Source organism: Thomasclavelia saccharogumia DSM 17460 (assembly GCF_000686665.1).
Classification (GTDB): domain Bacteria; phylum Bacillota_I; class Bacilli_A; order Erysipelotrichales; family Coprobacillaceae; genus Thomasclavelia; species Thomasclavelia saccharogumia.
The window spans coordinates 1-11,377 of sequence record NZ_JMLH01000082.1 but is presented as its reverse complement, the minus strand read 5'-3'; the positions used below and the strand labels follow the sequence as shown (position 1 = coordinate 11,377).

The following is an 11,377-nucleotide window of genomic DNA, read 5'->3' as shown; positions in this document are numbered from 1 at the left end:
AATTTTATATTATGAAAATAATGGTTTCTGGCTTTTTTTAAAACGGCTTGAACATGGTAGATTCAGGATACATGAAGATAATAATTCAGATACCAGACTGATCGATCAGCGTCAGCTAAGATGGCTTCTTGACGGTCTTGAAATAGAACAAAAATTTGCTCATAAAAGTGTAAAAAATCGGCTTATAATATAGAGTTTAAGCCGATTTTTTAGTATAATAGTTATATGAAGAAAGATGTTGATTTAAAGAAAATGTCTCGAGCAGAACTCGAACAGAAATATATTGAGCTGGCTACTAAAAACGAGGCTCTTGGTACAGTTTTTATTCTAGCACCATATGATCTTTTGGTGCCTAAATAATAAAACCATAAGTATTATAAAAAAGTACTTATGGTTCTTTTATGTGTAAAATATTTGACGCTTACCCTTGTTCCTTGACCTCACTGGTTTTTCGCATATTATTAAAATTATGACAAACTGGGATTTATCTGTGAACAGAATACAGAAAATGGAGCATATCGCCATTGTAGTATTGTGTGACAAATTCATCTTCTTTTTTCATACCAATACTTTCTGCTACTTTCATAGAAGAATGGTTATCTGATTTAATTATAGAATATACTTTATCCTTGTTTAATTGTTCAAAAGCATATCTTTTACAACCACTCGACGCTTCACTTGCATATCCATTATGCCAAAAACTTTCTTTTAGTAAATAACCGATTTCTAACACGTCTTTGTCCTTATAGGGTTGTATCGTCAAACCAGCTTGTCCTATCATTTCACCAGTATTCTTTAATATCACCGCCCATAACCCAAAGCCATATTTTTTGTATCTTTCTATTTGTCTATCAAGCCACTCCTGCACATCATTATCTGAAAAGTCATGTTCATAAGCATACATAACTTTAGGATTTTGTAAAATCTCAGCTAAATCTGCATAATCATTCTGGTTCATTTTTCTCAAATATAAACGTTCTGTTTCTAATATCATTATCTATTCTACCTCCTCAAATTTCATTAGTTCTATAAACTGGTATTTTATCTGCACCCCCTACAAATACGAATCAATTTTAATATATCCTGATAAACGGAATCATTGTTTTTCAAACGAACCATAGCCACCTTTGTTCATTTCCTTCTTTTGTACTATGATATACTCCTTTTGCAATATACCCTCAACACTCACTCTATTCCTTTATTGCAAAAAATGATGCAAATAATGTTTCCATTACCTACGCCATCTCTCATTACACTTTGAAATATTTACTCCATTTTCTTTCGGCTTTTACTCCAAATTTACTCCATTTTAAAAATCTGTTACGATATTTTGCGGTATTCTACGATACCTTTTCTCTGAAGAAAAATGTCTGTAAACCTTGATTTCAAGCAAACTTTTCAATATTTCCAAGCATTTTATTCTGTTGTGAGATTTTCTCTCAAATTATTTTAGTACGATAATTATCATAATATATTTTTAAAAACCCCTCAGCAAATCATTTGTTAAAGCAATGCTTAATATTAATTCTATTTTATATCTAGCTGTAATTGTCTATCCTTATTTGAAGCAACTATCCGTTCAGTAACTTTATCATCATTTTTTAAATTCCCTATCAGCATTAAACTATTTTCATCATGCTGTTTTATATTTTGATCGACTATCGGATGATTACAGGCATAACAATATGTACAGCCATGGCTACAGCAGCTATATGCTCCTATATCAATACTCGCTAAACAAGAACAATTAGCTCTATTTTGATTTGGTTTAATTTTTAAAGAATATCCAATTAATTTTTCAATATAGGCCTTATCTATACAGCTGCCCTTAGCTATTCCATATTGTTCTAAATGATATTTTTCACTGCAGGTTTGGATACGTAAACCATATTTAGCTGCAATCATACCTAAATGTTTGGCTAAAAAATAAACTTCATCATCACTTAATTCATTAAATTTACCTATAATATTTTTATAAATATCTAAAAAACTAATAATAACGATATTAGTATATTGATGTAATAACTGACACATCTTTTCAAACATTGTTAAATGGAATTCTTTATTATAGCGCTCGTTCAATAAAATTGGATCATAGCGCCAAATTATTTTATCTTTGCCTATTTTATTACTTAAACTAATAAAAGTTTTGATAATTTCTAATTTAGGACGTAATCCTGGTTCAATATCATAATCATAAGGCGTAATTGTAATCATAAAATAATATTTATATCCTAATTGATCGATTATTTTAAGGTATGGCATAATATTTTGGGGATCTTTAGTACAAAAAGCAATACAATCAACTACATCTTTACTAATTTTTATTTGACTTACCTGCTGATGATGATAAGGATTCCTAACTAATACATACCCTGCTTTTAAACGGTTAACAAACCACTGAGGATATAAGGCACAGATATCAGTTCTTCCGGAAACTTGTAGAATCATTATCTCTCTCCAATGATAATAACATTTCTTTCATTTTAAGCCCCCCAGCATACCCAACCAGCTTATTATTGCATCCAATTACACGATGACATGGTATTATGATCATGATTCGATTATGATTATTAGCATTACCTACAGCACGATATGCCTTAGGATTATTGATTACTTTAGCTATTTCTTTATAACTTCTTGTTTGTCCATAGGGAATCTTCTGTAATTCCTGCCATACTTTTATTTGAAATGGTGTTCCTTCATAATCTAATGGTAAAGCAAACACTGTTCGTTTGCCTTGAAAATATTCATTTAGCTGTGTTGCAGCTTTTTTTATTAGTACTGTTTCTTCTTCAATATAATCATAAATTTTATTTGTTGTAACTGCATATATCTTATTATTTCTTTCAATAATATAGATATTTAATAACATTTTATATTGATATCCTTTTAACATTTATATCACCTATTCCATTCTAACATAATATTTTTTAAATATTAACTACTAACTTATATCATTTAAAAAATATTCATGATATACTTTAAATTCGAGGTGGTTTTATGAATGAACAAAAACTTATTAATTTAATTGGAGAAATTGGAAGACTTTTATTAAAACATGGAGCAGAAATTTATCGAGTTGAAGAATCATTACTTAGAATGTGTAAAAGTTATGGTTATGAAAATGTTGAAGTATTTGCTTTACCATCTTATTTTACATTAACAATCGAAATGCATGATAATCATACTTATACATTATCTAAACGAACGCAACAAAATCGTGTTAATTTAGATATGATCTATGAACTCAATAATCTTGTTCGTTATGTTTGTGATAAACATCCTGATTATGATTGTCTTAAAAATAAATTTGATGCTATTAAAAATACACCTTTAAACATGCCTTTGATATTTTTAGGGTACGGTTTAGGAACGGGATTTTTCACCACTTTTTTTGGTGGTCATGTAAGAGAAACGATCGTTGCAATATTTATTGGTTTTATTTTATACTTTTTTATTTGGTTAATGGAAATATTGGAAATTAATAATCTTGTATCTACACTTTTATCTAGTATTGTTTTATCTTCTATAGCCATTTTTAGTTATAAACTAAACTTAATCAATAATTTGCAGTCTACGATCATTGGCTGTCTAATGATCTTGACACCTGGAGTAGCAATTACAAACAGTTTACGTGATATTATGAGCGGTGATTATATTTCAGGAACAGCACGTATGCTTGAAGCGTTATTAACAGCAACCTTTATTGCCGTTGGGGTTGGTATTATGATGCTCGTTTTAGGAGGTTAGTATGCAAGGATTGATTGAATGTTTAAGTGCTTTTATTGCCAGTATTGGATTTTCCTTTATTTTTAGAATTCATCATAATTTTCGTTTTGCTATTATTAGTTCCTTAGGCGGTGCTTTAGGATGGTTTGTTTATCTAAATACTGGTGCTTTACATAATGAAATAATGAGTTACTTTATTGCTATGGTAGTAGTTAGTTTGTATGCTGAAATGGCAGCGAGAATATATAAGGCGCCAGCCACGATTTTTTTAATTATTGGCTGTTTCCCCTTAGTCCCTGGAAAAGGTATTTATCAAACAATGCTTTATTGTACTCAAGGTGAAAATATTCTTTTTTTAGACAGCTTTATTCATACGATTGCTATTTCTGCTAGTTTAGCGCTCGCAATTATGATCGTATCGACAATCTTTAAAGTTATTAAAAAATTATCTGTTTCTAAAAAATAATAATTGTTATTATAATTTGTAAAAGTAGGTGAATTTATGAAAATTTTGGGATTAATAGTTGAATATAATCCTTTCCATCATGGTCATCTTTATCACTTAAATAAAGCTAAAGAAATGATAGACCCTGATTTTACTATTGTTGTAATGTCAGGACATTTTGTCCAGCGCGGTGAACCAGCTATTAGTGATAAATGGACTAGAGCTAATGTTGCAATTAAAAATGGTGTTGACCTTGTAATTGAATTGCCTTTTGTCTACAGTGTTCAAAGTGCTGATTATTTTGCTCATGGAGCAATTGAATTACTTGCTAAAATGAATGTTACAGATATTGTTTTTGGCAGTGAAAATGGTGATATAAATATTTTTACAAATATTGCTTATACTATTAAAAGAAACAAAAGCCAATATGATCATTTAGTTAAACAACAGATGGATCTTGGTTTGCGTTATCCTGATGCTTGTAATCAGGCTTTATCAATATTAATGAATAAAACGATAACTACACCTAATGATTTATTAGGTTTAGCATATGTAAAAGAAGTTATTGATCATGATTATCCAATTGCATTACATTGTATTAAAAGAACTAATGATTTTCATAGTTTAGAAATTGAAACAATAAGTTCTGCAAGTGCTATCCGTTATGCTTTAAAAAACAAAATTGATATTGTTGATCAATTTTGTAATTATAATGATTATCAAGAATTTTATTTCTTTGAAGATTTTTTTCCATTTTTACGTTATAAACTTTTAACAACAAATAGTAATCAACTTAAAAAAATTCATTTAGTTGATGAAGGAATCGAAAATTTGCTTAAAGATAAAATATTAGCTTGTAAAAACATGGAAGAATTGGTTTTAAGCTTAACTTCTAAACGCTATACCCGTTCTAGAATTCAACGGATGTTGATTCATATTTTAATGAATAATACTAAAGATGAAATCATAAAAGCTATGAATTTAGATTATGTTAGAATCTTAAAGATGAGTAATAACGGTCAAGCTTATTTAAATAAAATAAAAAAGAGCAGTAAATATAAAATAGTGACTAATTTTTCTAGTCATTATCATCCTGCTCTTGAGATTGAATTTAAAGCTACTAAATTATTATCATGTTTATCTAAAGATCCTCATAATTTAATTATGCTTGAATATAAAAGTATTCCAAAGGCCTAAACGGTCTTTTTATTTACGAAAAGATGCAAAAAGACCTTTCTTTTCATAAGGAACTTTTTCTATCGAAACAACTTTATATCCAGTAGCATCAATAACTTTCCTTAGTTCATTTTCATCAATATCGTCTACAGTAATAATTTCAGTTTTATTTTTGCTATGTGAGGAAGTAACCTTTTTTATGGTAAAAGACTTTCTTATTGCATCGTTAATATGACTCTCACACATTCCGCACATCATGCCGTCAATCTTTAATATAATTTTTTGCACTATAATCACCCTTTCAAAATAATTTTAAACATCTCATTTATCCTTGTCAAATATTATATATCTTTTGATTTCAGAAAATCGAAATACTGTTTATTTTTAGTAATTATTCTGTGTCGTTTTTTTATATAACACCAAACAAAAACAGACATAATTTGTCTGTTTTTTATGAGTATTTAAAACTCTATATAGAATATGAACTTTACATTTCACAAGTTAGAAAATCCAAATTATTTTAATTTATCAAATCATCATAACTATTTATTCGTAATCAATTTGATTTTCGTATTTTTTTTGAATCTCTTTATGTAACTTTTCAACTATTTCATTATCTTCAGCATTTTTCATTTTCAATTTAGTACCATTGATTTCAGAATTTGTTAATGGAACTTTACCAATTGTAACGGCAAGAGGTATGTAATAACCTTCATCTGCTAATCTAAGATATAATATATATTTATTTCCTTTTAACATATTAGTATATCCTGCAATATGTAATATTTGATTATATTTTTTATCATATGCCTGATTTTCAAATATCGTGATTTCTTTTCTTGATTCATTTACTTTATTACTTATGATTTCATCAATTTGAAAAGATGAATATGTATAAGCAATTTGATAAACATCATTTTCATCATATATAACATCTGATTCTAATTCCTTGACTTTTGTCCCAATAACTATTAAGTCGCTAGCATTTTCAAGCTCTTCAACTGATTCGTATGAATCAGTTTTAGCACTAACAAACACATCTTCTACTTCTTTTGAATCAGCTGTATTTTTTTCATTGTTATTGCAGCCAGAAAGCGGTAATAAAATCATTAGTGCTAGAGTACTAAGTAAAATTTTAGTTTTCATCATAACTATCCCACCTTTTTATAATTTATATTTAGCCCTAATTCCTAAAATATCATCATTTAATGGATAAGCTTTATTATTAAAACCAATATCTCTCGATATTGATTCATTTATTGTTTGAGTATGATCTAAACCTAAAGCATGTCCCATACGACAGTTTCTCTTTGCCAAGCAAGGCTGGTTTTAATAAATGCACTGTAATATACAATATTAAATTTACCAGTACTTTTAAAAGTCGTAACACCATATGTTCCATTATCTTGATCAACGACACTGCTAACTATATCAGAAGACAAACCATTATTAAAGCTAGCAAACTTTATTCCTGTACTAGTCCATTTAGAATAATAACTTATTGTAGAATATCCAGATGTACTATATGTATTATAAAGCATTTTCTATTTTTCATATCTATATCCTTTCTCGATATTATAAAATAAATACTTTCCGTATCTACCTTATTTCTTTGCTTAATTCTAATAAATATTATAATATCATTAAACTGATTAACGAAATTTTTATCTTTTATATACTTTATCAATTAAATTGTATCAATGAAATCAACTATTTTAAAATGTTATTATAAATAATTAATCCTATGTCTAATAATATAATGAAATATTAGTTTTAAATATAGAAGGGCAATGACATACTATAACTCCATCATATAGTCGTTTTATCTATTTTGATAAAATATAAAAAGAACTATCATGATCGACAGTTCTTAAAATGAATATTTAAAATAACAGAGGGTTTAAAGTCGATACAAAATATGAAGTCTACACTCCACAAGTTATTGTAGAGTACCGTTTTAACTAAATATTTCTTGATAAATCTTCTAACCTCTTAATACTGCTCCAAATTCTTTTTTTACAGCCTCAAGAATTTTTTCCATTACAGCATTAACCGTTGCTTCTTCCAATGTTCCTTTTGGATCTTGGAAAATTAAGTTGATTGCTACAGATTTTTTACCAGCCTCAACATGTTCTCCAGCATAAACATCAAAAATCTTTGTTTCTTTAACTAACTGTTTACTAGCTTGAACGATCTTACGACAAACATCATAAGTTAAAATATCTTCATCCATAACTAATGCAATATCACGACTTACTGATGGATACATTGGAATATCTGTAAATTTAACTTTACTTGTTTTTAAATTTAAGATACTAGTTAAATTTAATTCAGCAACATATACATCTTTTACATCATATTTCTTTTCCATCAAAGGATGAATATTTCCAACAACACCTACTACTTCTTTTCCTATCATGATATAAGCAGTTCTACCAGGATGATAGCATTTATCATCTTGATTTGCACGAACTAATTTATAACGTGATTCTTCAATCCCTAAGTTTTTAAAGATAGTTTCAACAAAACCTTTTACTAGATAATAGTCTGCTTTATATGAAATTTGTTTAAATGGTAAACCATTATATTCACCACAGCAGGCAATCGCTAGATTTTGTAACTCAGTATCTTTAGAATATGTCGTTGATAATTCAAAGATATTTACATCTTTAATATTATGAGACTGATTATAATTAATTACTTGTAATAGTGAACCAATTACTGATTTTCTTGTTACACTTCTTTCTTCTCCTAGTGGCATTGCCAATTTAACGGTCTCATTTGTATGGAAAATATTAAAATCATCTACCATTGTTGGTGAAGTTAATGAATAAGTAAGAGTTTCGTGTAATCCTTGATCCTTTAATAAATTACGAATCATGTATTTTTTTGCCTGCACATCAGTTCTTTTACCAACTGTCATTGACATTTCTGGTAAAGTTGATGGAATCTTATCATATCCATATATTCGGGCAACTTCTTCAATCAAATCAGCAGCCATCGTAATATCATTACGATAAGTTGGAACTTTGACATTAAATTCTTCATCATCAAGGGTAAATTCAAAATTTAGTGAACTAAAGATATCTTTGATTTCATCTGTTGTTATCTTAGTTCCTAATAATCCATTAACTTTTGCTGTTGTTACTTTTACATAACGTGTTGCAATTTGAAGATCAGTTGTAACACTTTTATAAACTTCTTTTGCATCAGCTAATTCTACTAATAGATTAGCACATCTCTCTAAAATATTTAATGAATTGGCTGTGTTTAAAGCACCTTTAATATAATGCTGTGATGCATCTGTCAATAAATTTAAACGTCGTGCTGTTTCTCTTAAAGCGGCACCATCAAATGTAGCAACTTCGATAACTATATTAGTTGTATTTTCGTCTATTTTGGTACTATTTGAACCCATGACTCCGGCAACACATCCAATACCATCATCTGTAGAAACAATGACATCGGTTGGTTCAATTTTATACTCTTCACCATCTAGCATCGTTTCTTTACAGTCAAACCCAGTTTTAATTACAAATTCTTTTTTATTCAATTTATCGTAATCATACATATGAATCGGTTGTCCCGTTTCTAACATTACATAGTTAGAAATATCAACAATGTTATTGATTGGTTTGATACCACTTGCCATCAATGCATTCTTTAACCATTTTGGTGATTCTTTCGTAGTTACTCCTTTAACTAATTTAGCCCCAAAGAATGAACATAATTCTGTCTCGATTTTAACACTGATCCCACTACCTTCAATACCTGAAGACGTAACTACTGGTAAATTAACTTCACGTCCTAATAAAGCTGCAACTTCATAAGCAAAAGATGTTAATGCCATACAATCTGAACGATTTGGTGTTAAACCAACTTCTAAAATCGTATCTTTTAAACCAAGATATTCTAATGGATCTTCACCTATTGGCGCATCATCATCTAATACATGAATTCCTTCTTTATCCTCTGGTTTAAGTAATCGCTGATCTAAACCAAGTTCAGCAATTGAACAAATCATTCCATTAGATTCTTGACCTCTAATTTTACTTTCTTTAATGACAAAACCGCCACCCAAGTCACAACCCGGATTAGCAACTATAACTTTTTGATTAGCTGCAACATTTGGAGCACCACAAACAATTTGTTTCACTTCACCTGGTCTTACTTCTACTTGACAAATATTGAGATGATCACTATCTGGATGTGGTATGCACTCTAATACAAGACCAATTGTCATATTATTACCATTAGCTAAATTATGCATTCCTTCAACTTCTAAACCAATTGAAGTAATCTTATCAGCTAATTCTTTAGGATCTTGATCATCAACTTTTACATATTTATTTAAAACATTTAAACTAATATCCATTCTTCTACTCCTTTCTACCAAATTGACTTAAAAATCTAATATCGTCATTATAGAAATTACGGATATTATCAATTCCATATTTAAGCATTGCTACACGTTCAATTCCAATTCCAAATGCAAACCCTTGATATACTTTTGAATCAAAACCACACATTTCAAGTACCTTAGGATTAACCATTCCCGCACCTAGAATTTCAATCCAACCTGTATGTTTACACATTGAACAACCTTTACCATTACAATTATGGCATGAAATATCAACTTCTACTGATGGTTCAGTAAACGGAAAATATGAAGGACGCAAACGAACTTCGCGTTTTTCCCCAAAAAACTTACGAGCAAATACTTCTAATGTTCCTTTTAAATCAGCCATAGTAATATTTTTATCTACAACTAAACCTTCACATTGCATAAATTGGTGAGAATGAGTAGCATCATCATCATCACGGCGATAAGTCTTACCTGGACAAATAACTTTAATTGGCCCTTTACCTTTAGCTGCCAACATAGTATGTGCCTGAACTGGTGATGTATGTGTACGCATTAAAATACTTTCATCAATATAAAAAGTATCTTGCATATCACGTGCAGGGTGTCCCTTTGGTAAATTCATTAATTCAAAATTGAAGTAATCACTTTCTACTTCAGGTCCTTCTGCAATTTGATAACCCATACCTAAAAATAAATCTTCTAACTCGGCAACTATTGCTGATAAAGGATGTAAAGATCCTTGATCTAATTTATAACTAGGTAAAGTGATATCGATTTTTTCTTTATTGATCTTATCTAAAATTGCCTGTTGCTCTAAGATATCTTTTTTATCTTCAACAGCCTTCGATAATTCCTGTTTAACTAAATTTGAAGTTTGACCAAATAATTTTCTTTCTTCAGGGGCCATATCTTTCATCGATTTCATCGCTTCTTGAATCGGTCCTTTTTTTCCAAGGTATAAGACACGGATCTCATTTAATTCTTTTAAAGATGAACAGTTATCCAATTTAGCCAACGCTTCTTCTTTAATTTTTAATAATTTTGTTTCCATATTTCCTCCTAAAAATATAAAAAATCGTTCCAATAGGAACGATTATCTCGCGGTACCATCCTAATTCATAATCCTAAGATTATGCCCTTAATTAACTGTAACGTAGTTTAAACGGCGAGGATTAGTCGCACTCCAAGGTGAATTCAATAGTTCTATTGTTAGAAGAATTTCACCAAATATCTTCCTCTCTAAAACAACTTTCCTACCTACTAGTCCTTATCATCGTGTTATCATACCTAGATATTATAACGTGTTTAATGCCTTTTGACAATAGAATTTATTTATATATTTAAACAAAAAAAGAACCGGCAGCTTGCTATTTTCGCACCGCAGTACTATCTTCGCCGTTATGATGCTTAACTTCTGTGTTCGGTATGGGTACAGGTGTGTCCATCATGCTATCGCTACCAGATCTCTTCTCTTTAAGCAATTCCTTTCGAGAATCACTCAAAACCGGATAATAGTTCCTTCCATTTGCTCGTCTCCAACCTTCTCTTTAGGTTAAGTCCTCGACCTATTAGTATCAGTCCGCTTAACATGTCACCATGCTTACACTCCTGACCTATCTACCTTATCGTCTTTAAGGGGTCTTACTCTCTTGCGTTTT

At 29.6% G+C, this 11,377-nt stretch carries 14 protein-coding genes, 2 rRNA genes and 1 other annotated feature; of the genes, 5 read left to right on the top strand and 11 right to left on the bottom strand.

Features of this window, described 5'->3' with window-relative positions; genetic code table 11:
• Both tnpB and BR82_RS17855 read left to right on the top strand, forming a co-directional pair.
• Window positions 1-193: IS66 family insertion sequence element accessory protein TnpB (gene tnpB, locus BR82_RS0113180; RefSeq protein ID WP_027090566.1), on the top strand; the 193-nt coding region annotated here is incomplete at its 5' end.
• A 32-nt stretch (window positions 194-225) separates the two neighbouring features.
• A complete protein-coding gene (locus tag BR82_RS17855) occupies window positions 226-360 on the top strand; it encodes a hypothetical protein (RefSeq protein ID WP_261794298.1) in 135 nt (44 codons plus the stop codon).
• Between the two features lie 124 nt (window positions 361-484).
• Here BR82_RS17855 and BR82_RS0113170 read toward each other — a convergent pair whose 3' ends face one another.
• From BR82_RS0113170 to BR82_RS0113160, 3 genes are all read right to left on the bottom strand, one after another.
• Window positions 485-994, bottom strand: coding sequence for a GNAT family N-acetyltransferase (locus BR82_RS0113170; protein WP_027090565.1), 510 nt, complete (start codon window positions 992-994; stop codon window positions 485-487).
• A gap of 533 nt (window positions 995-1,527) precedes the next feature.
• Window positions 1,528-2,451 (bottom strand): DUF1848 domain-containing protein, encoded by a 924-nt coding sequence (locus BR82_RS0113165; protein ID WP_027090564.1) that lies wholly within the window; start codon window positions 2,449-2,451, stop codon window positions 1,528-1,530.
• Window positions 2,423-2,899 (bottom strand): methylated-DNA--[protein]-cysteine S-methyltransferase, encoded by a 477-nt coding sequence (locus BR82_RS0113160; RefSeq protein ID WP_027090563.1) that lies wholly within the window; start codon window positions 2,897-2,899, stop codon window positions 2,423-2,425. Before BR82_RS0113160 ends, BR82_RS0113165 begins: the two co-directional genes overlap by 29 nt.
• Before the next feature lie 104 nt (window positions 2,900-3,003).
• Here BR82_RS0113160 and BR82_RS0113155 point away from each other — a divergent pair, with 104 nt between their 5' ends.
• From BR82_RS0113155 to BR82_RS0113145, 3 genes are read left to right on the top strand one after another with little or no spacing between them, the layout of a single operon-like run.
• The gene (locus tag BR82_RS0113155) at window positions 3,004-3,753 is read left to right on the top strand and encodes a threonine/serine exporter family protein (protein WP_027090562.1); all 750 of its coding nucleotides are present in this window, start codon (window positions 3,004-3,006) and stop codon (window positions 3,751-3,753) included.
• Window position 3,754: 1 nt separating this feature from the next.
• Window positions 3,755-4,198, top strand: coding sequence for a threonine/serine exporter family protein (locus tag BR82_RS0113150; RefSeq protein ID WP_027090561.1), 444 nt, complete (start codon window positions 3,755-3,757; stop codon window positions 4,196-4,198).
• Between the two features lie 36 nt (window positions 4,199-4,234).
• Entirely contained in the window at window positions 4,235-5,374 is a 1,140-nt protein-coding gene (locus tag BR82_RS0113145; protein WP_027090560.1) for a nucleotidyltransferase, read from the top strand.
• 9 nt (window positions 5,375-5,383) lie between these two features.
• Here the strand turns inward: BR82_RS0113145 and BR82_RS0113140 are convergent, their stop codons facing one another.
• The 8 genes from BR82_RS0113140 to BR82_RS17500 all read right to left on the bottom strand — a co-directional run.
• Complete coding sequence (locus tag BR82_RS0113140; RefSeq protein WP_027090559.1) at window positions 5,384-5,641, bottom strand: heavy-metal-associated domain-containing protein; 258 nt, start codon at window positions 5,639-5,641, stop codon at window positions 5,384-5,386.
• Between the two features lie 258 nt (window positions 5,642-5,899).
• Window positions 5,900-6,499 (bottom strand): hypothetical protein, encoded by a 600-nt coding sequence (locus tag BR82_RS0113135; RefSeq protein ID WP_147590259.1) that lies wholly within the window; start codon window positions 6,497-6,499, stop codon window positions 5,900-5,902.
• 18 nt (window positions 6,500-6,517) lie between these two features.
• Entirely contained in the window at window positions 6,518-6,649 is a 132-nt protein-coding gene (locus BR82_RS17850; protein ID WP_261794297.1) for a zinc metalloprotease, read from the bottom strand.
• Complete coding sequence (locus BR82_RS15915; protein ID WP_027090557.1) at window positions 6,634-6,894, bottom strand: hypothetical protein; 261 nt, start codon at window positions 6,892-6,894, stop codon at window positions 6,634-6,636. Before BR82_RS15915 ends, BR82_RS17850 begins: the two co-directional genes overlap by 16 nt.
• A gap of 443 nt (window positions 6,895-7,337) precedes the next feature.
• On the bottom strand, window positions 7,338-9,728 hold the full coding sequence (gene pheT / locus BR82_RS0113120) for a phenylalanine--tRNA ligase subunit beta (RefSeq protein WP_027090556.1): 2,391 nt from the start codon (window positions 9,726-9,728) through the stop codon (window positions 7,338-7,340).
• A gap of 4 nt (window positions 9,729-9,732) precedes the next feature.
• On the bottom strand, window positions 9,733-10,770 hold the full coding sequence (pheS, locus tag BR82_RS0113115) for a phenylalanine--tRNA ligase subunit alpha (RefSeq protein ID WP_027090555.1): 1,038 nt from the start codon (window positions 10,768-10,770) through the stop codon (window positions 9,733-9,735).
• Window positions 10,771-10,801: 31 nt separating this feature from the next.
• Window positions 10,802-11,002, bottom strand: a binding site (T-box leader).
• 71 nt (window positions 11,003-11,073) lie between these two features.
• Window positions 11,074-11,182: ribosomal RNA gene (rrf, locus tag BR82_RS0113110) — 5S ribosomal RNA — on the bottom strand.
• An 85-nt stretch (window positions 11,183-11,267) separates the two neighbouring features.
• Window positions 11,268-11,377 (bottom strand): 23S ribosomal RNA (locus BR82_RS17500); the annotation flags it as partial.

Coding starts and splice junctions, on each gene's coding strand:
- BR82_RS0113145 (WP_027090560.1), top strand. CDS start 4,235: ATGAAAATTTTGGGATTAATAGTTGAATATAATCCTTTCCATCATGGT.
- BR82_RS0113165 (WP_027090564.1), bottom strand. CDS start 2,451: ATGATTCTACAAGTTTCCGGAAGAACTGATATCTGTGCCTTATATCCT.
- BR82_RS0113135 (WP_147590259.1), bottom strand. CDS start 6,499: ATGAAAACTAAAATTTTACTTAGTACTCTAGCACTAATGATTTTATTA.
- BR82_RS0113155 (WP_027090562.1), top strand. CDS start 3,004: ATGAATGAACAAAAACTTATTAATTTAATTGGAGAAATTGGAAGACTT.
- pheT (WP_027090556.1), bottom strand. CDS start 9,728: ATGGATATTAGTTTAAATGTTTTAAATAAATATGTAAAAGTTGATGAT.
- BR82_RS17855 (WP_261794298.1), top strand. CDS start 226: ATGAAGAAAGATGTTGATTTAAAGAAAATGTCTCGAGCAGAACTCGAA.
- BR82_RS0113150 (WP_027090561.1), top strand. CDS start 3,755: ATGCAAGGATTGATTGAATGTTTAAGTGCTTTTATTGCCAGTATTGGA.
- BR82_RS17850 (WP_261794297.1), bottom strand. CDS start 6,649: ATGGGACATGCTTTAGGTTTAGATCATACTCAAACAATAAATGAATCA.
- BR82_RS15915 (WP_027090557.1), bottom strand. CDS start 6,894: ATGCTTTATAATACATATAGTACATCTGGATATTCTACAATAAGTTAT.
- BR82_RS0113170 (WP_027090565.1), bottom strand. CDS start 994: ATGATATTAGAAACAGAACGTTTATATTTGAGAAAAATGAACCAGAAT.
- pheS (WP_027090555.1), bottom strand. CDS start 10,770: ATGGAAACAAAATTATTAAAAATTAAAGAAGAAGCGTTGGCTAAATTG.
- BR82_RS0113160 (WP_027090563.1), bottom strand. CDS start 2,899: ATGTTAAAAGGATATCAATATAAAATGTTATTAAATATCTATATTATT.